The organism is Photobacterium sp. GB-50 (assembly GCF_003026755.1).
In the GTDB taxonomy this organism is placed as follows: Bacteria; Pseudomonadota; Gammaproteobacteria; order Enterobacterales; family Vibrionaceae; genus Photobacterium.
Map to the genome: position 1 here is coordinate 299,917 of NZ_PYNX01000003.1, position 25,675 is coordinate 325,591.

General features: G+C 36.8%; 23 protein-coding genes and 1 pseudogene. 18 read left to right on the forward strand and 6 right to left on the reverse strand.

The window, feature by feature from the left end; genetic code table 11:
- Window positions 1-20 precede the first annotated feature (20 nt).
- Both C9J41_RS06240 and C9J41_RS06245 read right to left on the reverse strand, forming a co-directional pair.
- The gene (locus tag C9J41_RS06240) at window positions 21-1,313 is read right to left on the reverse strand and encodes a YadA-like family protein (RefSeq protein WP_107206704.1); all 1,293 of its coding nucleotides are present in this window, start codon (window positions 1,311-1,313) and stop codon (window positions 21-23) included.
- Window positions 1,314-1,593: 280 nt separating this feature from the next.
- The gene (locus C9J41_RS06245; RefSeq protein WP_107206703.1) at window positions 1,594-1,914 is read right to left on the reverse strand and encodes a hypothetical protein; all 321 of its coding nucleotides are present in this window, start codon (window positions 1,912-1,914) and stop codon (window positions 1,594-1,596) included.
- A gap of 269 nt (window positions 1,915-2,183) precedes the next feature.
- On the opposite strand from C9J41_RS06245, the gene C9J41_RS06250 reads away from it, so the two are divergent.
- The 7 genes from C9J41_RS06250 (at window position 2,184) to C9J41_RS06280 (ending at window position 6,551) form a co-directional block, all read left to right on the forward strand.
- Complete coding sequence (locus C9J41_RS06250) at window positions 2,184-2,549, forward strand: hypothetical protein (RefSeq protein WP_107246214.1); 366 nt, start codon at window positions 2,184-2,186, stop codon at window positions 2,547-2,549.
- Window positions 2,550-2,615: 66 nt separating this feature from the next.
- Entirely contained in the window at window positions 2,616-2,801 is a 186-nt protein-coding gene (locus C9J41_RS06255) for a hypothetical protein (RefSeq protein ID WP_107206701.1), read from the forward strand.
- Between the two features lie 196 nt (window positions 2,802-2,997).
- On the forward strand, window positions 2,998-3,321 hold the full coding sequence (locus tag C9J41_RS06260) for a metalloregulator ArsR/SmtB family transcription factor (RefSeq protein WP_107206700.1): 324 nt from the start codon (window positions 2,998-3,000) through the stop codon (window positions 3,319-3,321).
- A gap of 52 nt (window positions 3,322-3,373) precedes the next feature.
- Entirely contained in the window at window positions 3,374-4,093 is a 720-nt protein-coding gene (gene arsH, locus C9J41_RS06265) for an arsenical resistance protein ArsH (RefSeq protein ID WP_045185791.1), read from the forward strand.
- Between the two features lie 4 nt (window positions 4,094-4,097).
- The gene (gene arsB, locus C9J41_RS06270; protein WP_107294356.1) at window positions 4,098-5,159 is read left to right on the forward strand and encodes an ACR3 family arsenite efflux transporter; all 1,062 of its coding nucleotides are present in this window, start codon (window positions 4,098-4,100) and stop codon (window positions 5,157-5,159) included.
- Window positions 5,160-5,163: 4 nt separating this feature from the next.
- The gene (arsC, locus tag C9J41_RS06275) at window positions 5,164-5,583 is read left to right on the forward strand and encodes an arsenate reductase (glutaredoxin) (protein WP_107294357.1); all 420 of its coding nucleotides are present in this window, start codon (window positions 5,164-5,166) and stop codon (window positions 5,581-5,583) included.
- 350 nt (window positions 5,584-5,933) lie between these two features.
- Window positions 5,934-6,551, forward strand: a complete 618-nt coding sequence (locus tag C9J41_RS06280) for a hypothetical protein (RefSeq protein ID WP_107294358.1) — start codon at window positions 5,934-5,936, stop codon at window positions 6,549-6,551.
- Window positions 6,552-6,772: 221 nt separating this feature from the next.
- Here the strand turns inward: C9J41_RS06280 and C9J41_RS06285 are convergent, their stop codons facing one another.
- The 3 genes and pseudogenes from C9J41_RS06285 to C9J41_RS06300 all read right to left on the reverse strand — a co-directional run.
- Window positions 6,773-7,831 (reverse strand): IS91 family transposase, encoded by a 1,059-nt coding sequence (locus C9J41_RS06285; RefSeq protein WP_107294359.1) that lies wholly within the window; start codon window positions 7,829-7,831, stop codon window positions 6,773-6,775.
- Entirely contained in the window at window positions 7,828-8,718 is an 891-nt protein-coding gene (locus C9J41_RS06290) for a site-specific integrase (protein ID WP_107294360.1), read from the reverse strand. The genes C9J41_RS06285 and C9J41_RS06290 overlap by 4 nt, the downstream gene beginning before the upstream one ends.
- 800 nt (window positions 8,719-9,518) lie before the next feature.
- A pseudogene (locus tag C9J41_RS06300) lies at window positions 9,519-9,656 on the reverse strand (integrase); the annotation flags it as partial.
- Window positions 9,657-9,902: 246 nt separating this feature from the next.
- Here C9J41_RS06300 and C9J41_RS06310 point away from each other — a divergent pair.
- The 5 genes from C9J41_RS06310 (at window position 9,903) to C9J41_RS06330 (ending at window position 14,641) form a co-directional block, all read left to right on the forward strand.
- Window positions 9,903-10,679: an ankyrin repeat domain-containing protein gene (locus C9J41_RS06310; RefSeq protein ID WP_107262168.1), complete on the forward strand. Its 777-nt coding sequence runs from the start codon at window positions 9,903-9,905 to the stop codon at window positions 10,677-10,679.
- Window positions 10,680-11,182: 503 nt separating this feature from the next.
- The gene (locus C9J41_RS06315) at window positions 11,183-12,715 is read left to right on the forward strand and encodes a phospholipase D family protein (protein WP_107262170.1); all 1,533 of its coding nucleotides are present in this window, start codon (window positions 11,183-11,185) and stop codon (window positions 12,713-12,715) included.
- Window positions 12,716-12,897: 182 nt separating this feature from the next.
- On the forward strand, window positions 12,898-13,452 hold the full coding sequence (locus tag C9J41_RS06320; RefSeq protein WP_107206695.1) for a dienelactone hydrolase family protein: 555 nt from the start codon (window positions 12,898-12,900) through the stop codon (window positions 13,450-13,452).
- Window positions 13,453-13,563: 111 nt separating this feature from the next.
- On the forward strand, window positions 13,564-14,127 hold the full coding sequence (locus C9J41_RS06325) for a pyridoxamine 5'-phosphate oxidase family protein (protein WP_369917485.1): 564 nt from the start codon (window positions 13,564-13,566) through the stop codon (window positions 14,125-14,127).
- A gap of 136 nt (window positions 14,128-14,263) precedes the next feature.
- On the forward strand, window positions 14,264-14,641 hold the full coding sequence (locus C9J41_RS06330) for a hypothetical protein (RefSeq protein WP_107290612.1): 378 nt from the start codon (window positions 14,264-14,266) through the stop codon (window positions 14,639-14,641).
- Between the two features lie 131 nt (window positions 14,642-14,772).
- Here the strand turns inward: C9J41_RS06330 and C9J41_RS06335 are convergent, their stop codons facing one another.
- A complete protein-coding gene (locus tag C9J41_RS06335) occupies window positions 14,773-16,128 on the reverse strand; it encodes a DUF4397 domain-containing protein (RefSeq protein WP_107262176.1) in 1,356 nt (451 codons plus the stop codon).
- A gap of 968 nt (window positions 16,129-17,096) precedes the next feature.
- Here C9J41_RS06335 and C9J41_RS06340 point away from each other — a divergent pair.
- From C9J41_RS06340 to C9J41_RS06365, 6 genes are all read left to right on the forward strand, one after another.
- Entirely contained in the window at window positions 17,097-17,672 is a 576-nt protein-coding gene (locus C9J41_RS06340; RefSeq protein ID WP_107206691.1) for an outer membrane beta-barrel protein, read from the forward strand.
- A gap of 21 nt (window positions 17,673-17,693) precedes the next feature.
- Window positions 17,694-20,615 (forward strand): Ig-like domain-containing protein, encoded by a 2,922-nt coding sequence (locus C9J41_RS06345; RefSeq protein WP_107294361.1) that lies wholly within the window; start codon window positions 17,694-17,696, stop codon window positions 20,613-20,615.
- A 635-nt stretch (window positions 20,616-21,250) separates the two neighbouring features.
- Complete coding sequence (locus C9J41_RS06350) at window positions 21,251-21,856, forward strand: fimbrial protein (protein ID WP_107262182.1); 606 nt, start codon at window positions 21,251-21,253, stop codon at window positions 21,854-21,856.
- Window positions 21,857-22,041: 185 nt separating this feature from the next.
- On the forward strand, window positions 22,042-24,420 hold the full coding sequence (locus C9J41_RS06355; RefSeq protein ID WP_158259621.1) for a fimbria/pilus outer membrane usher protein: 2,379 nt from the start codon (window positions 22,042-22,044) through the stop codon (window positions 24,418-24,420).
- A 13-nt stretch (window positions 24,421-24,433) separates the two neighbouring features.
- A complete protein-coding gene (locus tag C9J41_RS06360) occupies window positions 24,434-25,135 on the forward strand; it encodes a fimbria/pilus periplasmic chaperone (protein ID WP_158259671.1) in 702 nt (233 codons plus the stop codon).
- A gap of 28 nt (window positions 25,136-25,163) precedes the next feature.
- Window positions 25,164-25,670 carry a fimbrial protein gene (locus C9J41_RS06365; protein ID WP_107206686.1) on the forward strand — a complete coding sequence of 169 codons (507 nt, stop codon included), beginning with the start codon at window positions 25,164-25,166 and terminating at the stop codon, window positions 25,668-25,670.
- Window positions 25,671-25,675 lie beyond the last annotated feature (5 nt).

Here is a 25,675-nt window from a genome sequence, read left to right on the forward strand (position 1 = left end):
TTCGGTATGGATGGCCTAACCTAGAAACCAATACCGACACCAGCAGAAACTCCCGTATCATGCTCTGAGTCGTCAGATGCAGCAACAGTAATGATACCTCGTTGTCCAACATCAAATTTACCGCCTAATGCAATTGCAGATTGGTTATCGTAATTTGCCGTACCTAGGCCGATGGTATAGTGATAACCTTGACGGAAAGGGATTGCACTCATCGCCATAGCACTTGCAATACCCGCATTGGCTTCGTTATGTACTTTGTTAATATCTTGGCTAAGTTCACCAAAACGTTGATCGGTATAACTATTAGCTTTATTGAGTGTTGCTGTAGCATTTTGATCTGCATAATGGTCAGCCTTATTTACGGCATTATTAGCGTCAATATCTGCATAATGGTTAGCCTGTTTAACCGCTTCGGCTGTTTTATTATCGGTATATCCATTAGCTTGGTGTAAAGTGTTAGCCGCTGAAGTATTGGTATAACTCTTTGCTTGGTTTAATGTTGATGATACTTGAGTATCAGTATACTTATTTGCTTGTGAAATACCTTGGTGTAGCTGACTTACGTTAACCGCATCTGTTTGTGCTATACCTGCTTGTACATGCTCTAAACGACGTTGGATCTTATCGCTACCAAATGATACTTGGCCATCAGTAGAAACAGATTGATTGCCTATCGCAATAGAGCCTGCTTTACCTGATGCAGTCGCATAGTTACCAATAGTAATATCTTTTTCACCCGCTGACGCTTTAGTCCCCAGTGCCATTGAATAGTTACCGTCAGCATGGCTACTTGTACCCATAGCCATTGCATATGTACCTTTCGCGACACTACTGGTACCCAACGAGGTCGTTGAATACCCAGTGGCTTTAGCACTAGAGCCAAAGGCAATAGAAGCATTGCCATCAGCATTGGCTGTAGAGCCAAAAGCCTCGGTTTGAACGCCTTTTGCGATTGCTCCAGAGCCAAATGAAGAGGAACTATTGCCGTATGTTTGTGCATTAGAGCCAAAAGAGGCAGATTGGTTACCTTGGCTTTTTGCCGCAATCCCCATAGCTATCGCAGCATTACCATTAGCACTTGATGAATAACCTTCAGCAACACTCGATTCCCCTTTTGCTGATGATGCGTAACCAATTGCAACAGAATTGTTACTTTGCGCAACAGAAGCACCTTGGCCCAAAATAACATTATTCGTATTCGTTGCTGCATTAGAAGAATTATCACTTAAATTATTACTTAAATTAAGGGGTTGAGCGAAAGCAGGTAATGAAAAAAGTGATATTAATAAATAATGTTTTTTATTTAATAGCATGGCATAACCCTAATAGTTTAATTTAGCGGTAGCATATACAATTTAATTAATAAAGTTAGAGTTAGGAATAGAATTAAAGTTACCAAAAATGTGATTTATGCATTGTGGTAGGGTTTATATTCATTAAATGCGAATATATATTAGTATTTGATGTTAAATGTGCCAGTTTTTTGACTTTTTAGGTGTTTTTTAAAATAAAGAAAAATATGGGTGTTTTTCAAAATTAAAAGAAAATTAATTAATCTTGACTGCAAATCTACATTTAAATTTTAGAATATATTTAATCTTTAACCTTATTTCTTTTAACAGTTAAACAAACCGAATAATCATTAATGCCATTTTCTTGACACTTGATAACATTTTCTTTTAATTTTTTTAACTCTTGTTGATTGCGGACAGAATAGACCATCCCGTTTACGCAAGAAATCGTGATCATGCCTTGCGGTGAGAATTGATAACCTTCTACTTCACTCCCGCACGGGTTAAAGCCAATGCCTGCATTTACACTGACTTTTTTGGGTACAACTCTCACACTTTCAGTTACGCAACCTACCAGTAAAAAAAGACTTAAAATAATGCTTTGTGTCGTTATCAATTTCATGAGTATTCTCAGTTTGTTAATCTTGATGATGTTGTGTCTAAATTAGGATGCAGCAATGCTCAATAGAATGAATGCTAACGAACAACAATTAATGATTTTAACATCTCACTATGCCGTTTATCTATAATATAAGTTATTCATATGTTAATAAACGTTCAGCCTGATTAAACATTAGAGCCGTTTTTAATTTTTTCTAAGTTTATGAAAATATTGCGTTATAATAGATGTAATGCAAATGACTTTGTTTAAATTTAAAGGAGGAGAACTTAATGTTTAGCGATGTACTGTGGTTTGTTCCCTTCATGATTTTGTTTCTTATCTTTAATTTACTCTTTATAAGAAAACGAAAAAAGAAATCACATGGCAGTTATTTCTCTCATCTTAAAACGCGTTTGAACACTTATCAATCAATGCTAGAGAGTGAAAATGAAGAAGACGACAGTATTATTGAAGATGATTTCATCGAAGAAAAGCCGATAAAAAAACAAGGGACAAAAAAGCCTCGCCAACCTGATGCGACAGAGCCTGCGAAGAAAACAAGCCAGAGAAAAACACCACTAAGAAAGAATACCCAGATAGACAGTGACCATTGGTTAAATCAAAAAGCCAAACGAACGCCTGCCAATAAACCATAGAGGCTTAGTGTTGTTATAGGTATCACTAGAACGCTATACAGCTGCTATAGAAAAGGATAAAGGATTATGAAATCAAAGAATAAAGCACTCTGGGGAAGGGGGAGTTGGCTTGATGTCACGATAAGAGTGACGCTGTTATTAGCCTTTGCTTATGCGGTAAAAACGTTTCATGAATTCGTGACCATTGATCGCTGTTTAGATGCTGGGCATAGCTATAATTACATAGAAAAACACTGTAATACGATAGAGTAAACCGCTTACCACTGCCTATTGGTGGGGTATGGTTATCGTCTGATATCCCACTTTTAACTTCTCTACAATCACCTTTCCCTCTCTGAAGATTTAAATACATCAAATAAACCCTTTTTCACATTTCGTTCACTGTTGACATTAAAAGTAGATCTACATATATTAAAAATCATATATATGAAAAATCGCATGTGAATTTATGGAAACACTATCTTTCTTCAAAGCCATGGCGGATGACACTCGCCTTAAAGTACTTATGCTCCTTAGTTTGAAAGGGGAGCTTTGTGTGTGTGATTTACAACAAGCATTAGATATTAGCCAGCCTAAAGTGTCTCGTCATTTAGCAGAATTACGTCGTACTGGGTTGTTGGTCGATGAGCGCCGAGCAAAATGGGTGTATTACCGACTGAATCCTGCAATACCACCTTGGATGAGCGAGATAGTTTCAACATCGTCACAAAACAGTCATCAATATTTAGAAGACTGTTTATCTCGACTCGAATCAGATTGTTCTAGTTGCTAATTACATATCGATTAGTGACAGAGTTAAAGACTATTTATACATAGGCCACAACATGGAAATTAAAGACTTATCGTTACCAAATCTTGATGAAAACCAGTTCAATGTTACGACGTCAGAAGATTTAGTTGCGCCAAAATCAACCCATAAACCGCGTATTCTGTTGCTTTACGGATCATTACGTAAGCGTTCTTTTAGCAAGTTAGTGATTGAAGAATCAGCGCGATTATTAGTAAAAATGGGCGCAGAAGTCCGTATTTTTGATCCACAAGGATTACCACTACCAGATGCAGAAGATCCAACGCACCCCAAAGTCGCAGAGTTAAGAGATCTTGTGATCTGGTCAGAAGGGCAAGTGTGGTGCTCACCAGAGCGACACGGTTCGATGACTGGCATTATGAAAGCACAAATTGATTGGATCCCATTATCTATGGGGGCTGTTCGTCCAACTCAAGGGAAAACACTGGCGGTAATGCAAGTGTGTGGTGGCTCTCAATCATTCAATGTAGTAAATCAGCTTCGTGTGCTGGGTCGTTGGATGCGTATGGTGACTATCCCTAACCAATCATCAGTAGCGAAAGCGTTTTTAGAATTTGACGATAACGATCGTATGAAGCCATCTGGTTACTACAACCGCATTGTTGATGTGATGGAAGAGCTAGTGAAATTTACGCTATTAACCCGCGATAACAGTGATTTCTTAGTCGATCGTTATTCAGAACGTGTCGAAAGTGCAGAGCAATTAATGCAACGTGTAAACCAAAAAGAAGGCTAATAAAATGGGACTGTTTGAACGTTACTTAACCGTATGGGTTGGGGCTGCCATTATTGCCGGTCTTATTCTTGGCAGTGCAATCCCACAATTATTTAGTGTGGTGGCATCGCTTGAATACGCGCACGTTAATATCGTTATTGCGGTATTAATTTGGTTAATGATCTTCCCAATGATGATGCAGATTGATTTCTCATCGATCAAAGATGTGGGTAAAAAACCGAAAGGCCTAGTGCTAACACTGGCGATTAACTGGTTAATAAAACCATTTTCTATGGCGTTTCTAGGTTGGCTATTCTTCAAAGTTTTCTTCGCCTCTTGGGTTGATCCAGAAACCGCTTCTCAATACATCGCAGGTATGATCTTATTGGGCGTTGCACCTTGTACCGCAATGGTATTTGTGTGGAGTCAAATGACCAAAGGTGATGCGAACTACACCTTGGTACAAGTATCCGTTAACGATCTGATCATGATCTTTGCTTTCGCACCGATTGCGGCATTCTTGCTAGGTGTGACAGACATTACTGTGCCTTGGGATACCCTAGTATTATCAGTGGTGCTGTATGTGGTGATCCCATTAGTGGCGGGTGCCATTACTCGTAAAGCGTTAGATAAATCAAACGACCATTCTCGTTTAGATAACCTATTAGCCAAGCTAAAACCTTGGTCAATTATTGGTTTGTTATCAACAGTTGTTTTATTGTTTGGTTTCCAAGCTGAAACAATTATTGCTAACCCTGAAGCGATTGTATTAATTGCGATTCCACTATTGATCCAAACTTATGCGATTTTTGCGATTGCTTACTGGGCTGCAAAACGCATGAAGTTAGCTCATAACATTGCAGCACCCGCTTGTATGATTGGTACCTCTAACTTCTTTGAATTAGCGGTAGCCGTTGCGATTTCACTGTTTGGTTTACACTCAGGTGCCGCTCTTGCCACCGTTGTTGGCGTGCTGGTGGAAGTACCCGTTATGTTGTCTTTAGTATGGTTTGCCAACCGTACTCGCCATTGGTTTGATGAAAACGAAATGCCATCAAACACTATTTCAAAAGTACACGGAGAGTAAAAAAATGGTTGTTATTCACCATAATCCAGAGTGCGGTACCTCAAGAAATGTGCTGCAAATTATCCAAGATGCAGGCTATGAGCCAGTTGTGATTGAATACATTCAAGAAGGGTGGACAAAACCTCAGCTTCAAGCGTTATTTGCAGCGGCAAATTTAACCCCACGCACAGCATTACGTACCAGCAAATCGCCAGCTAAAGAGCTCGGTTTATTAGATGAAAGCGTATCAGATGAAGTGATTCTAGAAGCCATGCTAGAGCACCCTGTATTGGTGAACCGCCCAATCGTATGTACGGCAAAAGGTGTAAAACTGTGTCGCCCTAGTGAAGTAGTATTAGACGTGCTTGAAAACTGGCCGAAAGGACCACTAATTAAGGAAGATGGTGAAGTCATCATCGACGCCAACGGAAACCGTCTACTGTAATTGCTTTTGCCACTACAACTTAAGTAAGTATAAATAGACATGTTTAAAGCTCTGATGAAAGTCAGAGCTTTTTTCGGTTAGATGATAAGACAATGCTTAATTTTCTAATTATCTCAATTTCATTAGGTGTTGATATATAGGGCTTTATTCATGGTTGTGTTTTTAATCCGACGGGTTAAAAACCGTTCTTACTTTTATCAAAAGCAATCTATCAATAAAAGTGATTTTTTTTGCGACTAAGTTAATGAAAATAAATGTTTTTATTTATTATAATTATGAGAGTTTGCTGTATTAATATAGCGTAAAAGTAAGAATGCTAATTAATATACTGTTATACCTTCGGAGGAATTGTGACAGAGTCAGAAAGTCAATTTGAAATAACACTCGACGATAAGAACATTAAGTTTCAAAAAATCCCCGAGACTGAAGGAAAAACACCTGATTATGAAGTTTATCTTGGTAATCACCTAAGCTATTGGGAGATTAAAGAACTCATTGAAAACCCATCTGAAAAACAAGTATTGCGTGACATTGAAGGTGAATGTTTGGGCATATATCAAGTGAATTCTGATCGTGTTGTAAACAGCATTAAAGATGCGGCTAAACAGCTAAAAAACTATGGAGAATCAAAAGCTAGTAGAGTCATTGTTTTATGTGACAGCCGAGACTTCGCAACAATGGATTTTTTATTCATTCCGAGCATCCAAGAAGTGATGTTAGGTAAAGCTGAATACTATGCTCATCGAGATGGATCACTCGAAGAAATAAAAAGGTATCCAGGTTTACTCACAAATAGAATGAAGTACATCAGTGCTATAGCTGTACTTTCAGTAAAAACAGGTAAAATGCTATTTCTTCATAACCCAAATGCTACCGTTCCATTGTTCGAAACGGACTTAGTGAAGCATTTTGATAATCATCAAGTTTTTGAAAAGAATGGTAGGACTAATACTTGGCAACAGGTATAACAAATAAGGATATGTGTTGCGAAGCCGACACCTATCCGAAGTGTTGGACAAGCCCAAGCCACCTTATATAAGTAAATATTGGAAATATCATGAAGGGTGATGACAAAAAGAAGTCGAGTGTTATCCTTGGTGTGAACCAATAACTTTAAATTTCTGATTTATAATAAAATCCTCTTTATTTTTGAAGCGTTAAAGCCATTATCCTTATTATTTAACGTCGGTTATCTGGGTCGAAATATCCCCGTTAATTGCATCACATGTTGGCAGCAGGGGCAAAAGGGTTGGGCTTTTATACGTACCGTTTTATTCAGTGAGGGCAACGTCAGTTGCCCGGCTAACATGAACATAAATTGGATTGCTTGAAGCCGCTTCTTTTCATGCCCTCGCAACAAACCATAATCACGTACTCGTCGAAACCCTTTCGGTAACACATGCTGCAATATCAACCAAAGAAATTTCACCACGGGTAACGTGCGTGTTTTCATCGTTTGAGTTTGGCTCTCTTTATAACGAAATGTCACCTGATTATGATGGATATACAGAATATCTTTATCCGCAATCACCCCTCGATAAAGGTATGTCGATAAATACAATAATGCAGGTTTTCCTTGTCCTACATGTCGACAATCAACCACCCACTTTTGCGTGATGTGATCGGGTAACGCCCATTTTAGTTCAGTGGTGAGATAGGCTAACAATCTCGCTCGCCATACTTTCGCAAGAGCAAACGCATTAAAGAGATACTTATTTTTACAGTTCTTCCATTGTCGTTTCTTTTCATCAAAGCTACCGCCAGTGATCACCATATGAATATGAGGATGTAAATCTCGACGCCGATTATGGGTGTGTAAAACCGAAGTAAAACCGATGCGATTACCAAGGTGTTTATCATTGTTAGCGAAGCTTTTTATCACACAGGCTGTCACAGTAAACATGGCTTGGTAGAGTGCTTTGGGATGCTTTTGTGCCAGATACCGAAGTTCAGCAGGCAGTGTGAATGTCACCATAAAGTAATCAACAGGCAACAATTTCTGTTGCTGCTTTGCTAACCAATCGGATGTTGTTTGGTGCTGACACTGAGGACAATGACGGTGTCCACAAGACATCGCATATTCAGATTGATGTTCGCAATGCGAACATTGCCAGCGACTATGTCCTTGTTTTTCAGTGTGACACGTGAGTATCGCTTTCATGGCATAACGTATATCGTGATTGATCTGGGTTGAGTACGTAGCACAAAAGTCATCGTAATAATCGCGCAATAATGATTGAAAAGTCATAGGTTCAGTTCCCATGATAGCGTTAAATCATTAGTGAGTTGATTAATGGTTGTTGTTGTGTTTTTACGGGAGATGTCGGTCAGATGGGTGTACTTAGCGGTCGTATTTAAACTGTTATGACCTAATAAATGCTGCACTGAACGTAAATCCAAGCCTCGTTCTAACAGGTGAGTGGCATAGCTATGACGTAAATTATGAGGACTGATAGATTTCGTGATCCCACAGCTTTTAATGACGGCTTTCATTGCTTTTTGAACGCCACCGCGATCCATCATGGTATGGTTAACATTGAACGGTGAAGGAAAAAGATAACGACTATTTTTGTGGGTTTGCCAATAATATCGCAGGGCATACAGGGTTCGCCTTGGTAGTGGGATGAACCTGTCTTTACCCCCTTTGCCTTGTCGAATATGGACAAACATACGATGGCTATCAATATCACCCACTGTGAGATTTAACCCTTCACCTAGCCGTAACCCGAGGCTATATAAGGTCAGAAAAAACACTTGGTAACGCAGTTGCGAAGTGGCATTGATCAATAGGCTCACTTCGGTTGGCGTCAAAATGTCAGGTAAGGTTTTCACGTGTGGCGGCTTTACAATGTTCAGCCACTCCCAATCACGTTGAAGGACATGCTTAAAGAAAAACTGTAAGCCATTGCGATCAATTTTCACGGTACTCCATGAATGTGTTTTGATCAGTTGTGTAAAATGTTGTTTAAGATCTTCGGTAGTTAATGTGTCTGGTGATTTATCCAGTTGATGGGTAATGCGACGTAGAGCACGACTATAAGCATCAATCGTAGCGGGGCGTTTACCTTGCAAGGTGAGATGGGTAAGGTGTTGTTCATAAAGATAATCTGAACGATGTTGCTGTGCTTTGTTCATGATAAATATTCCTTTTTTAAAGGTATATTTACCGTAGTCGAGCTTATGGGCTTTCACTCTGCCGCGCAGCGGCTTCGTTCAACAAACTGTTTAAAAGTGATTCGCAACGCATGGCATTTTTACCATGCGTCAGGTTTAGTGATTAAGGTGGTATGCGGCGGCTTCGGTATTGTGTTGCTCACCCCTTAGCAGGGCGTTAGCCCTCACGAAAAGGTACATGTATTCATGAAAGGACGTTGCCCTAACTGCAATGCAGAGTCTGAGTCGATTCCTCTTAGCCAAAAGTGTTCTCAATGTGGAGAGTTCTCAAATGACTGGGTTATTTATGATTGGGAAGGGTACTGCAGATTCAAGAGAGTAATGATTAGATGTAATTGGGTCCTTTTAGTATTGTGCTCTGCTAATTTATTGGCAATTGTACTAGGCTTTGCCGATCCAATTCAGTGGCTATTTTGTTTGCTCATTATTCCAGCAATAGTGAGTTTAACTAGATCTTATCAGGCAATCGCTAACTCTAAACACTATAAAGGACATCGCTTAAAGGATATAAGCCCATGGTTTCCTTTGTTGTAAAGAGCTAAAAGATAAGTATATGTGTGCGAAGCCGACACCTATCCGAAGTGTTGGACAAGCCCAAGCTACCTTATTATAAGTAAATATTGGAAATATCATGAAGGGTGGTGCCAAAAAGAAGTCGAGTGTTATCCTTGGTGTGAATCAATAATTTTAATACTCTGATTTATAATAAAATCCTCTTTAATTATGAAGCGTGAAGGCCATTATCCGTATTATCTAACGTCGGTAGTTAACGTGTCTGGCGATTTATCCAGTTGATGGGTAATGCGACGTAGCGCACGACTATAAGCATCAATCGTAGCGGGACGTTTACCTTGCAAGGTGAGATGGATAAGGTGTTGTTCATAAAGATATTCTGAACGATGTTGCTACGTTTTATTCATGATAAATGTTCCTTTTTTTAAAGGTATATTTACCGTAGTCGAGCTTATGGGCTTTCACTCTGCCGCGAAGCGGCTTCGTTCAACAAGCTGTTTAAGAGTGATTCGCAACGCGTGGCATTTTTACTATGCGTTGCGTTTAGTGTTTAAGGTGGTATGCGGAAGCTTCGGTATTGCGTTGCTCACACCTTAATAGGGCGTTAGGTTTTTCCGAGGACTACTCTGCACATGACTATTATCAAGTTACTAACTACTTCGTTAATACTTCTATCTTTTACTGCATATTCGCACGAAGAACCAATCCATATGGCGGTGGCTGAAGGTGAATTTGAAAAAGTAAAAGAATTACTAAAGCTTGGTACTGACGTTGAGCAACCAACTAAAAATCTTAGGAAAGACTCTCCTCTTCATTTTGCTGTTGAGCTAGAAAAAATAAAAATAGCAAAACTTCTTTTAGAGGAGGGGGCTAACCCCAACAGAATAAACGGTGTTGGGTACGCTCCTATTCATTATGCTTCGGATGTAGATATTAATATTTTAAAAGTTTTGGTTGAGTATGGTGGCAATGTAAATTTGAAAGCTACCAATGGCACAAGCATGCTTCAAACTGCTATGCAAAATGAAAATCTTCAGGCATTTAGGTATTTATTGAAAGAAGGGGCGGATACTAACGGTATTGCTACTTTTGACCAGCCTATCATTTGTATTGCTGTAGCATACGATAACCCAGAGTTTGTCTCTTTGCTCATCAAATACGGCGCTGAAATAAATCACCGAAATTGTGTACTAAACCCTTTTACTAAAAAAAGTAATTGGGAATTTGTTGCTCCTATACACCTGGAAAAGTGTGACGTTAGTCGAATTAAGCTTTTAGAGTCATTAGGAGCAAAGACAAATGCCACATCAAGCAAAGGAAAAACAATTATTCAACTTGCTAAAGAAGTTGGGGAACGTTGGGATAACGGTAAAGATTGTAACCAAGTGATAAGTTATTTATCTAAGTGAAGTTGAGGGTTAAAACCTAACAAATAAGGATATGTGTCGCGTACCCGACACCTATCCAAAGTGTTAGACAAGCCCAAGCCACCTTATATAAGTAAATATTGGAAATATCATGAAGGGTGATGATAAAAAGAAGTCGAGCGTTATCCTTGGTGTAAACCAATAATTTTAATACTATGATTTATAATAAAATCCTCTTTGCTTCTGAAGCGTTAACTCGATGACGCTATTTCTATTACGACCACACAGCAAACCATAATCACGTACTCGTCGAAATCCTTTCGGTAATACATAGTAAAACCGAATATTTTTAGTGTTCGATGACGAAAAGTTAACAATGCATGAAATAGATTATGATGAAATGAGTGTGGTTGGCTTAACGGTATTTGATTGACTGTTTAGATAACTAGCTTGTTGCTGGCTATTATTAAATAATGGCAATGCGGGTGTAAAATTAAATCAAAAGCGAATGAATCGCGGCTTACAGAATAAGGATATTGTTATACATGCCAATAAATAAAGTGATAGGTGCAAGTGTTATCTTTATCACTATTCTGACAGGGTGTTCCTCACTGCCTAAACAAGCAGAGCATCTTGATGCGCCACTAACACCGAAATTAACCAGTGCGTTATCGACATTAAACGATCGCCACAATCCATTTATAACGCCACAAACACCAAGCGCAGTTCTGGTGCAAAATACGGGCTGGGATGCATTGGCGCAACGTCTAGCTTTGGTTGAAGCTGCCGAGCATACAATAGATATTCAATACTATATTTGGAATTCAGATAGTTCTGGTCGTTATTTAGCGAGTCGTTTAGTCGCAGCCGCTGATCGTGGTGTTTATGTGCGTGTGTTGCTTGATGATATTAACCTAAACGATCGTGAAGCACTGCTAACAAAACTCGATGCACACCCTAATATCGATATCCGCATTTTTAATCCGATCCCTACCCGTAATGCTGGCAAATGGATAAGTTTTGTAGGGGACTTTTCACGTTTAAATCGTCGTATGCATAATAAATCTTTCACTGTTGATGGTGCTTTTACTGTTGTTGGTGGACGTAATATTGGTGATGAGTATTTTGACCTTTCCCATGAACTTAACTTGCGTGATCGTGATGTATTAGCAAGTGGAAAAGTTGTCGCGGATGTTCAACACAGCTTTAATGATTATTGGAATAGTGAGTGGGCATATTCAGTTGATTTATTAAGGGATAAAGCTAAACCACTACCACAGTTAATGCTTAACAGTATCCCTGTACCTGAATATAAAAACTATCCTGCATTGCCTCAAAGCCAAAATGCAGCCATGACGTACTTATCAACGCAGTTAAAGAAGATGACTGGAGCCAAAGCCACATATATTGCAGATAAGCCAATTCCAGATGATGTTGATAATAGTGATCAGCCAAAAGCAACGGCGCAGTATTTATCTACACTGGCGAAAAATACAAAAAATGACATCATTATTGAATCAGCATATTTAGTCTTTGATGATAAACAACTAGCAGGTTTACAGCAGCTCACGCAAAAGGGCGTGGAGATCAAAGCACTGACAAACTCAATGGCATCGAATGATCTTGTGACGAATCATTCTGGTTATGCTGGTAGACGGCAAGAGATGCTTGAAAGTGGCATGGATTTATATGAATTAAAGCCTGACGCTAAGTTATGCAAGATTGTTATTCAAGATAACGACAAATGTGCACCGAATGCGGTATACGGTTTACACGCTAAATCAGCGGTATTTGACCATCAAATAGCGACGATTGGCTCATTTAACTTCAATTTACGTTCTACCTATCTTAATACTGAGTCGCTATTGGTGATAGAAAACCCTAAGATTGCCACAGAGCTGGCTACGACCTTAGAGGGCGCAATGCAAGACACTAACAGTTGGCATTTAAGTCTGGATGATGGCGATGTGTATTGGCATTCGGGTAACGAAATATGGGACAGTGAACCGAACACTAAACAATGGGATCGTATGAAATCAGAATTATTACAGTTATTGCCAATAGAGAAGTATTTGTAAGCACTAATTTTAATAAGAGATTGTAAAGTCAGCCTCTGAGGCTGGCTTTTTGTTTTTAATGCAATAGTTGCTCTTTTTTCTATTGTTTCACGGTTGGTTTCTAAGTTTATTTGTTACTCACTTCAGTATTAATAACATATTTATTAGTATCTGCTATGGGTTAATTATATAAAGGAGCATTTATGAAGGTTATTATTGTCACCGATATTTTTGGTTTATGTGAAACCACAGATAAGATGGCCTCATTTATTGCTCAACATACTGACAGTGTAAAAATCGTTGACCCTTACCAAGGTGTTCGCTTTGAGTTTTCTAGTGAAAAAGCTGCGTATGAGCAATTTATTAAAGCTTGTGGGCATGATGATTACTTATCTTTAGTTTGTGAGTCAGTATTAAAAGATAAGCCTGATGTACTGATAGGTTTTAGCGCAGGCGCAAATGCTGCTTGGCGAATATCCGAATTAGTCGCATCTGATTGTAAAAGTATTCTTTGCTTTTATCCTTCACAAATACGTCATCACGTGGATATTGAGCCGAAAGTACCAACAGCGGTTATTTTTCCGAAAAAAGAAGCCTCTTTTGACGTTTTAACCATGAATACAGTACTTCTTCATCGAGTAAATGTAACGACTCAAATCATGCCTTATAAACACGGCTTTATGAATTGTTTATCTGATGCTTATGATAAACAAGGTGAGACGATGGGGTTAGAGTATATTTTGAATGAAATTAGGTGATCTCATCGGCAGATAATAGGATGTACTTTGTATCTCAACGGATAGCCAACTAGTTTGTTTTAAACTTGGCGCGATCTCTAGTATTGAATACTTAATATGAAGGTGACTATTTTGGGTAAACAATTTTCTGAATTATCAGATAAACATGTAGAGTTTATCGAAAAGCAAAAAATCTATTTTGTTGGTACTGCCGCTGATAGCGGTAATGTGAATTTGTCACCTAAAGGTGGTGATTCATTGAGAGTCATCAATTCAAAGCAAATAGCGTGGTTAAATTTAACAGGTAGCGGTAATGAGTCTGCATCGCATGTTATTAAAAACGCACGAATGACACTCATGTTCTGTGCATTTGAAGGAGCTCCGCTCATTTTTCGAGTATATGGGAAGGCAAAAGTCTTACATACTAAAGATGAGGAATGGGATCAGTTTGTGCAGCTATTTCCAGAAAGTGTCGCTTCTAGACAAATATTTATCTTAGATATTGATTTTGTTCAGTCGTCTTGTGGCATGTCGGTTCCGTATTTTAGCTATGAGGGGGATCGTGATGACTTGGCGAATTGGTCAAAAAAGCAAGGTGTCGAAGGAATAGAGCAATACTGGCTCAAAAAGAATCAAAAAAGTATCGATGGCTTTGAAACTGAAATAGCGAAAAGATCTGGCTTGGACGTAGAGTAATGAATTAAGCGGTTATTTCGCGCCTAATACTTCATCATACTACTCACGATATAACGTATTCATGGCCTGTTACGCTAGTATTTTGCTAGAAAACGCTCATAATCTTGCAAAACAACATTTAAAGAAGAAATTATCTATGACTGACTTTCAATATTACTTTCAGAAACTGCCATGTTTTAACTGTAAAAAAAATACAGTAAGCATTGATCTTGGTTGGTTAACCGCAGCGATGAAAGAAGATGTTATTGCACAAGCGTCTGCGATTATTGCGCAAGATAACGTTGAGCCTGAAGTGTCGGTGAACGTAACTTGTACAAAAGATGAAGCTCGTGATTATTTATTGCTTAATTTCTACGGTTATTCTGAAGAAGAGTTAGCGCATCAAGTTAAAGCTGAAGATGAACAAGAAGTAGCAGAAGAAATTGCTGAGCTTTTTGCTGATGGTAGCGATGTCGGTGTATTTGAACACGAAATCGTACTGCTAAGTTGCACTGATTGCGGTATTGACGATTAGTTTAATTCAGCGTTGTAAGTATAAGGCAATGCTTTTGATAGCGTAATGCCAATGAAAAAGTCCGCAATTAACTTATTACTAGCGCCTAGTAGTAAAAGATTGCGGACTTTTTGTTATGTTTTTTAAGGTTGTTATTTGTCGACGTTTAACGCAATGGCGTTTTCAGTTGCAAATGCGGTTGCCACGTTACCTCCCGCAAGCGCTACATTGGTCGCTGTTAGCAATACATTGGTAGTCCCTGCTTCTGCCACGGCGAAATCGTAATTACCTTCACCCACGTTAAGTACAGCAGAGTCTTTGAAATTCACATTTTGTAATACCGCAGTATCGGCTGAGAATCCTGTACCGGTAGGGGCTGCGTGAATATCCACTGTGCCTGCTATTGGATTAGCATGAACGACTCTTAGTTTTGCATATGTCGCAACACTTCTTAAATCATCTTCAATAATAACAGGTTCTATAGATTGAGCGGCAAATTGTCCGACGGCAAAAATGGTTGTTTCAGAGCCTGCTGCAAAAGGGGTGCCTGGAGCTTTAATGGCTTCAGGTGTTGTTGATCCAGAAGGAGTAACCGTTAAATCGTAAGTGTTCGGCGCTAAATCAAGGCTTTTAATTGTTTCATAGCTTATCGAATCAAGTCCAGACACAACATTGCCACTGGCTCTTACATCGACATCACCTAAATCAGCGACGGCATGACCAACACGCACCGTTGAGTTTTCGCCAGTGTTTCTCAGTACATTAACGGTTGATCCGTCTGCAACAAGAAGGTTGACAGGAGAAACGGCACCACCGCTTACATTGGGTACTGCTGTGACCATTAAGTCGCTACCACCATCTAATGCGATGTTGCCACTGTCATATACTACATCGGCATCAGTACTGTTACCTGCTAACGTGATCCTTATTCGGTATTCACCAGCGGGAAGTGTAACGGGGAGATTTGCATCGTCTTCTTTAAAGGTGAGATCGGAAACCGCAATTGTATCTGCACTGATACTAGGATCGGTCGTTACGTGAATATCAACACCACCAACGTTGGGGTGTCCATGTAACACATCGACGCGAATAGATTGGTCATCAGGGGCTTCATTAGACCGAGAAAGAATCACAGGCTCTATAGCATTCACATTATTTACAGCAAAGACGTCATACTGCATATCTGGTGCAAGGTTTACTGCGTTTGCTGTGATCACATCAGCGGTCGCATCGTTTGCAAGAAGTCCACGCACAATCAGATCATGACTGCCTGAATTAACAGTAAGTAATGGGCTACCTTGCTGATAATCAACGTTAGATAAGCCACTGACTACATCACCATCCATTAAAATAGAAACAAGCGGAGCATCCGCACTTGCATGCGTGACCCTTAACTGTGAAGTAGGCATTTCAGCTTGTTTTGTCTCATTTTCATCATGCGAATCGCTGTCACAACCGTTTAAGATTAATGCCGCAGTTGTAAGTAATGTAAGTGTTGTTTTTTTCATATAAAACCTCTTCCTTGCTTGATTAAGGAAAAATTTCTACGGCAATATGAATATATTGGTTCACAAGCAAAAAATCGTCACTGTGCATCATTTGTCTTATTGTGAGGAATATCACTCAATAGCTATGAATTATTACTTTTTTCATATTAGAAACCTTGGATAAGTTGTTGTGAAAATTAAAAATAGATAAATATGCTTACGCTCTGTTTGTTATCATTTCTATTACATTGATCTAACTTGTTTGTATATGAAACTCATTTTTAAAAGCAACAAATTTATAAAATAGGTGATTTATTAATAAGGAAGTTAAATATTACTCTTATGAAGCGTTTTATTGCTCGCCTGTTAATTTAAATGTTCTGTATTTTATTATGGAGAGAGTCATTTATCAGGATGATTTATTGATGTGGGATTGTTACATTTATACTTTTATTTCATTAAAAATAACAATGCTTTATCACATGTTATTCTTAATTTATGTTTGTGCTTTTAAATTATTTATTAACAAATAATAAGAATAAAAATATATTATCATAATGTTGATTTATTGTTACGTTATAACATTAATAATGGGTAATGTTTGTTATTCATCCATTATTTTTAAGTAACCATATTAGTATGTGAATTTTATTGTTTTTTTTAAATAATGTCTAATTTTCTTTATTTAAATGTACAATTTTCATTTATATGCCTACACTATAAAAACATTAATAAAATGTTACGTAAATTCAAAATTACAAATAAATAAAATCTAATTTCACCGACTATTCATTGATTAATTAATAATAAGTGAAAAACTGAATTTTTATTGAATAAACAGTTGTTTTCATATTATTACCATAAGTTTGAGATTGCTTCTATTAAAGATGTTGACATAAGATTATTATTGATATGCAACTTGTTTTTATTCGCAAATATAGTATTTTCTAGGTGAGAGTTATATTAGTTCATAAATAAAAAGGATTATTATGAATAACTTGAAAATATATGGACCGATGATTTTATACTCATCTTTAATTTTATTTTTTCCTACTGCATTTGCTGATACCAATAATGTTTCTAATAATTGGTATGTAGGACTAGATATCGGCAAAGGAAGTTATACCAACGCTGGAGATGAACATGCTTTATCTGTTGATCAAGATCATTGGGCGTTTGGCACGCATGTTGGTTATCAATTTAATCGGTATTTATCAACTGAAGTTGCGTACCAATACTTTGGTGAGGGAAATGCATCATATCCATTAGGAAATATTAAAGGTAACTTTCAACAATTAGTTTTAAAAGGAATTATTGGCAATTATTTAAATGATTTCTACCCATTTTTGAGTGCAGGTGTTGCTGCATGGTCAGGTAAAAGTAAAGGTTTAAGAGAAGGTACTGCTACAGGTTTTTCACCCGTATATGGCGCAGGTATTCGCTATTATATAAATTCACGATTGAATATTAAGTTGGAATATCAACGTACGGAATCAATGGGAAATAATGATATAGGGCATACCGATCATCAATTAGTTTCTATGGGCGTAAGTTGGGTATTTTAAAAGTACAAGGAAGAGCGTACTATGAAAAAGTCGTGTATACCTTTAGTTATATTATTAACAGCGTGTGGTGGCGAAGATGATGGTTTTCTCGATCAGGAAAAACCTTCGAACAATGGCAACGATACTTCTGAGTTTTTACCACCAATTACTAAAGATTATGAAATTATTACCTTTAATCAAAAAGCGATAACACTAAATCTTAATAATTTATTTTCAGACCTTGATACAGAACAGAAGCATTTAATTGTTAGCATTGGAAAAAACTTTCAAATTAAAAGCCCTAGTACATATGAATTATCGAATCATAACTTAACTTATATTCCTAATGGATTTATTGGTGAGCAGGTTATACCTTACAATGTTTTTGATGGTACATCGTCGACGATAGGCTATATCAAAATAACTAATGAGCCTTCTTCTGGCTCACCAATTACACCTGATATTATTGAAGTTCATACGCGAGATCTCATTATTTATATGGCGTCGTCTGCAACTCAATCATTTAGTCTTGGAAGTAAAGGTACTGTTATTGATTCATTATCAGGGGGATCGCTAGGTCGTATATCTACAAATGGGAATCAAATTACCTATACACCCAATATTAATGCTGATGGTGAAGACATACTTTCTTATGTTACGACAGATAGTAACGGTAAGGTTGTATCAGGTACCATTTCCATTAATGTAATTAACGATAAACCTGAACCTTTGGTGCCAATTACAAAAGACTATTTTGTTTCTATGGTTACTGGAACCGAGAAAATAATCTCATTGAATTCTGGCCCATCTAATATTTCAATAGACACAATTTATGGTGAAAAATTAGGTACAATTAGCTTTTCTGGTAGTCGTTTTACCTATAAATCTATCGCCGGAAAATCAGGTGAAGATATTATATTTTACACAATGACGAATAATGATACGGGCCAGACATTCAAAGGAAAGGTTGTTATCGATCTCTCTTTACCTGCTCCCGTCACGAAAGATATTATTCTGTATGTTGATGCGGGTGAATCAAAAACATTTTCTTTGGGTGATGGTTCATCCATCAATAAGATCCAAGAAATTACTAACGAAAAGTTAGGCTCAGTTTCAATTAACGGAAGTGAATTTACCTATAATCCGTCTGAAAATAAGTACGGGCAAGATATTTTATCTTATACCATGGCTGATCCAAATAACCCGAATAAAAAACAAACAGGCAATATAATTGTTAATGTTGTACCACCTGAAAAGCCAACCTTAACATATATAGGTCTTGATTTAGGTGGGGCGAGTTATGAACCTGGTGCCGAACTAACTTCTTCTTTATATTGTGAAAGGCATTGCGATAGTTATGAATATCAATGGATCATTAATGGAAAAGTGGTCGGGACTGATGAATCTTATACATTACAACCAGAAGATATAAATCACGCAGTTAAATTAGAGGTTGTTGGTGTTGATGAGTATGGACAAAAATCTAGTTCTGAGTATTCAATTTACTCTATAGCCACTGTCAATCAGATCCATAGCAATCACTATTCATTCATAGCGTCTAAAAGCCCTTCTTTAGATCCTTTTATTTCTTCATCAGATTTTATTGGTTGGGGAGCTGAAACATTAGGCGCTAAAGACCAATATATGCCAAGACCAGGAGCCGAATACAAACTCGTTGCTACGCAAATGGCTTATGTTTATGTACCTGAATACGATGCTGATGGTTGGGTGAAAGCTCCTGTCAATGCATGGGGAGATATTCGGCATGGTGGCGAGATGGGGATATATGATCCAAATTTCGGTACTAATAAACTTTATTATATTAAAGATTGTGTCGCATCACGTTTTGCATTTGCTTGTGTAACGGGTTTAGATTTTTATGATGACACTGGTGAGATGCCATTTGGTAAAGTTTATACATGGTATGACCCTAATCATGACGGAAGCTATACCAAAGTCGTTGAAGAAGAGGTCCCTGAAGGTATTGACGTAATTTTTTCTGCTGAAAATGCTTTCGCTGCACTAAAAGGTGACGACCTTGTGTCTTGGGATGTTAGTGCAAACCCGACAGTATTAAAACTTAATGATGTTGTGAAAGTTTATGATTCAGGAAAGCAGGACTCAATTTGGAAAAGACGTCCTGGTTTTACCGCAGTGACTTCAACGGGGAGAATCTTCACTTGGTCAGGTGGAGAGACGTCAGCGAATGAGATTACTTTTAGTTCCGCAACTGGTACGCCTCTTAACGGTGATGATATTGTATCTGTTCATACAACCGACTCTGCATATGCTGCAGTAATGAAAGATGGCTCGGTGCAGGTATGGGGTAATACAGATGGGGGGGCGGATATTAATGGGCTCGAACATCATTTATCTTCTGGTGTTGTTGATATTTTCTCCACGTCATCTGCTTTTGCAGCCTTAAAACAAGATGGAAGCGTTATTGTTTGGGGTGATGAAAGCTGCGGCGGCAAAAATAATACAGGTGTAAACTTAACTGATATTAAAGCAATCTCTAGTACAACAGATGCATTTGCCGCAATTAAAAATGATGGTTCAGTCGTCACTTGGGGAGATGTATCTGCAGGTGGTGACTCAAGTAGTGTGAGTTCTGAATTGATTTCAGGTGTTAAAGATATTGTGGGTAATAGGGAAGCATTTGCCGCTATTAAAAGTGACGGTTCTGTCGTGGTATGGGGATATAATCATGGCGGCGGTTTAATTACATCAACTGATGGTGTAACTGAACCTACAGAAAATGCTAATTTAGTTTCACGCTTAAAGTCTGGCGTAATTCATATTCAAGCAACATTATTTGCTTTTGCTGCACTAAAAGATAATGGAGAAGTCGTAAGCTGGGGACGAGATTATTTTGGTGGTGATACGAGTACTGTTGATTCAGAATTTATGCCAGATCCTAATTCGTTTTCACTTAGAGAAACATCTATTTTTGAGTCATATTGAAATTAGTATACCTATGATAATGCCCATTAATGTAGCTAGTTCATCTATAAATAAGCCGTTTTATTTTCTATATTAAATAATAATTAATGGTCAAAATATTATATTTAAGTGTGATTTTAGTAAATCGTGAATATTAGATGATTGTTTTTACGTATGTATTAACTAAATATAATGAGTGTCGGAGGTATATATATTAAAAATCACATATTAACCTAACGCTATTGATTGCATTGTTATTTACATTGTTGCAAAAATATTGAGGTTGATATCATATTACAATGATGAATTATTCATTAAAGGTATGTTTGGTTGATTTATGATAGCTGGTTGTTATAATAAAGACCTACAAAAAATATGGTTTTTAATTATTCACTTTAAAAGGTAACTGATCTGATGTTAATTAATCGCTCTGGTGTTAATTAATCGCTCTGGTGTTAATTAATCGCTCTAGTGTTAATTAATCGCTCTGGTGTTAATTAATTGCTCTTATGTTAATTGATCGCTTTTATTTTAATTAAACACGCTGGTGTTAACTAATTTATTTTGTTGGAAATAAATTTAATGTGAAAAATGAAATATTTAAAGGTAATACTTTAAATGCATTTTTGAACAACGAATATTGATAAGGATATAATATGAAAATGGATAAAAAGACTACATTAGCTTCTACTATCTTACTATCTACTGCTTTTTTTTCAGTATCAGCTTTGGCAAATCAAGGTGATGTTATATTTCAAGGAGAAGTAACGAAAGCAACATGTAATTTTGTTATTCAAGACAGTGATGGTACAACGAATGCTTCTAACGTTGTGAATTTAAAGACAGCTACTGTTGATGAAGTAGAAGCTGGTAATGCCGAAGAAGTCGTTTTTGATATTGTTTCAGCAAAAAAAAATGATGGTTCTGATTGTTTCACTGCAGCTCATGATGTGACAGTTCTTTGGGTACCTGTTAATGGATGGGATGCTGATAATAACTTGGCTAATTTGGCGCCAAATGCATCAAAAGCACAAAAAGTTGCCGTAAGATTAATGAAAGGAGACGATGGCACTCAAATTACATCAACTGATTCACGTGTTCATTTTGAGAAAATAGCTCCAGGTACTGATGCTATTCACACACCTACAAGATATCAATTTAAAGCACAAATGGTAAAATCTACTGATGATGCGAGTACAGAACCAGCAGTAACAGCTGGTAACGTAAAATCGCAAGCTAAATTTGTTGTCGGCTATCGTTAATAAATTGGAGAAGTACTTTATAAGTGCTTCTCAATTACTCTTATTAATAGTAATTATATTATTAATAACTTATATGTGAACATTACAGTAAGCATAATATCACAAGAACTCTATTAATTATTAGAGACCAATGATTACAAATTAAGATGGATTTAATTCGTGGTTGAAATGCGATGGAGATACGCATGCATATAAAAAATGTGATTACTATTTTAGCTGTTATGAACTCTTCTTTGTGCTTGGCACAAACTGAGTTTGATACTTCATTTATGAATGGTGGCAAAAATGTAAGATCAGATTTTTTAGACTATTCAAGTAGCAATGTTCCTGGAAAATATTTGGTTGATTTTTATCTAAATAATAAAAGTTATGGTCGTCATGTTTTAGTGATAAAGGATGATGATAAAGAATCTATTTGTTTGCCATTAACTTTATTAGAAACGTTAGATCTACCTATTAATTATGAAAAAATGATCGACGCTTTCAATCCAACAGATCATTGCTATAATTTAGAAAAAATACCGAAAGCTTCAGCTATATTTGATTTTTCTACGCAATCTTTATCGCTTCAATTACCACAACTTATTTTATTAGAAGATAATGAGTATAGCTGGGACTATGGTGCTAATGGTTTTATTCTAAATTACAATGCAAATGCAAGTCATCACTATTATCGGGATCATGGTAAAGATACATCTTCAGCATTTGTGAATTTTGATTTACAGATGAACTATGATCGCTGGGTATTTACAACACAGGCGAGTGGTACTAATAAAACAGGTATAAGATCTTCAGAATATCTTGTGTCAACAGCGATAAAACCAATAAAAAGTGCTTTCTCTATTGGTAAAACATATACCCGATCATCTGTACTCAATGATTTTAGTTTTGTCGGCTTAACATTATACTCTGATAGCTCAATGGAACCTCATAAAACGAGAGGTTATGCACCGATTATCGAAGGATTTGCAGATTCCAGCTCAACAATTACCATTAAGCAAGGTAAATATATATTACTTTCTCGTGATATCCCTGCAGGTCATTACTCTTTTAGTAATATTAACCCTATTGGAAGTAAAGATATTGTTGTGGAGGTAGAAAGTGACACTGGAAAAATTACTAAAAAAATATATCCAATGTCAACGTTACCAAATCTGCTTGCTGAAGGTGACTACGATTATAATATAGCAACGGGACGCAAAGGTGATTTTGATAACTATATTAAAAATCCATTTATATTTGCTTCTTTAGATCGTGGGTTTAGGTATGCAACGTTAAATACAGCTGTGGTTTTACATGATAAGTACCAAAGCTTAGGTATAGGAGCTGGAGTTCCTTTAAGCTATTTCGGTGCAATTTCTTTTAATGTTAATGGCTCTAGAAGCGAATATAACAAAACGGATAAAAGTCAAAAAAGAAGTCTAGAAGGGATCAACACAAGTTTACGTTATGTGAAAGATATTACAGAACGTACACATGTTCAATTTGTAGCGTATGAATACCACAGTACTGGTTATGTTGATTTTAATGGCTTTGATCCTGATTCTTATGATGAGTATGGCAGTGAGTCATTAAGAAATCGATTTGAAACAATTCTTACGCATAGTTTTGATCATTCATATCTATCTGCTTCTGGCTGGTACAGTAATTATCGAGGGATAATCGCTAGCGAATATGGTGGCAACGTATCATTCTCAACAGCATTTGAGAATGGTGTGACTGCAAGTATTAGTGGTTCAATAACATCGTCTGAATCTCTTGGTGAGGACTATTCAACGACTCTAAGTTTAAGTATTCCATTATCTTATAAAGAACGAGATATATTCACTAATTCATCAGTGACTTATTCTAAAACATCTGGGACTACCGTTAGTACCAATACGTCATTCAACAGCAGTGATAATATTTCTCATTCTGTAAGTGCAAGTGCTTCGAAGTCTGAACGTTCTGCGTCATTTAGTACAAATGCCAACTTGAATCCTGTTGCTATCGGTTTTAATGCTTCAACGAGTAATAACTCAACGTCTGTTGGCGGATCTATCTCGGGCTCAGTTGCTGCTGCAGAAGGGGCTGGTATTGCTTATTCAAGCCGTCGCTCGCAAACTATAGCAATTGTGAATACAAAAGGGATAGATAAAGCTAAAGTTAACGGTCGTAAAGCTGATAACTTTGGAAACATTATTATTCCGCTTTCAACTTATACACAGAATCGTATTAATTTAAATAGTAAAGATATATCTCATGATATTGAGTTAAATAAAACGTCATATAATGTAATTCCGACTGATAAAGCAATAATTGTTCGTAAATTTGATTATAAGAAAGTGCAAAGATACTTACTTCGTGTGTTTGATAAGAATGGAACTGAATTACCATTAGGTTCACAGGTAACAACGGACGATAATGTTTATGTTGGTTTTATTGCAACACAAGGGGTGTTAATGGCAACGCTTGACTCACCTTCACATTACCTACATATCAAAACAAATACTCAAACTTGTAAAGTGGACATTTCGAAAATTAAGCCAGATCTTAATGAAGTTAAAGATATATATTGCCAATAATGTTGAGGTTTTAATGAAAAATTACTTAATATCATTTTGTTTAGTAAGTTGTATGCTACTTTCTAGCAGTGTATATGCTGGGCTTAAAATGAACAAAACGCGTTATATTTATAATGAAGGACAAGGTGATATTACCGTAAAAATTGTCAATGATAGTGATGTTAACTATGGCGGCCAAGTATGGATAGATAATCTGAATGAAATAAATACGAATAGTGTTAATTTTATTGTGCTTCCTTCAATGTTTAAAATAGTAAAAAATGGTCGACAAATTATAAGATTAAAAAAGATTGGAAATAATATAAGAAAGGATCAAGAGTCACTCTTTTTTATTAATGTTCTTGAAATGCCACCTCGGCCAAAAGATGCTCCTGATAGCTTTATGCAAATAGCGCTTCAAACAAAAGTGAAGTTGATATACAGACCAACATCATTACAAAAGACTCGTTTGGAAGCAGAAAAAGAAATAAAAATAGAAAAAGTGAATCATGGTTATAAGATAATTAACCCAACATCATATTATTTTGCTATTAGTAAAGTAATAGTGGATGGTAAATTGATTCATTTTAATAAATCCGTTGATAAAAAATTAGGATTATTTTCTCCAAAAAGTTCAATAGATCTATCTGGGATAAAGGTTAAATCTAGTTCAAAAATTACAATTTATGCACTCGATGATTTTGGCAGTAGTAGAGAATACATTATCAATGGGTAATTACTAAGACTTATTAAATGGTATTTATATGAGTGTGAATAAAATTGCTTTTGCAGTATTACTTTTATCATCTAATTACGTAATGGCACATATAGCTGAAGTAACTGTAAATATTAGCGGTAATATTATTAGTCCAGGTTGTACTGTTAATAGTAATAATGATGAAACCGTTGATTTTGAAACTGTTGATACGGGGCAGGTAATAACGGGTATTATAACAGAAACAGTGCCAGTTGTGATTCATTGCGCTAGGCCTGAAATTATTGACGGCATTAATATCAAATATGACCCTATTGATACATTAGGAAGTTCTGATGGAATACTTTCTACGAGTAAAGATGAACTTGGTATAAAACTCTTAGTTGAAGGCAGTAACTTGGTATTTGATCAAAACTACCCTGTTCCTATCGGTAATGAAACAGAATTTATCCATGATGTTACTGCTACACTGATTTACACGGGTAACGGTAATTATACAGATTTAAATGCAGGGGAGTTTACAAGCAAGTTAAGAATTACTTTAACTTATTATTAATCGTA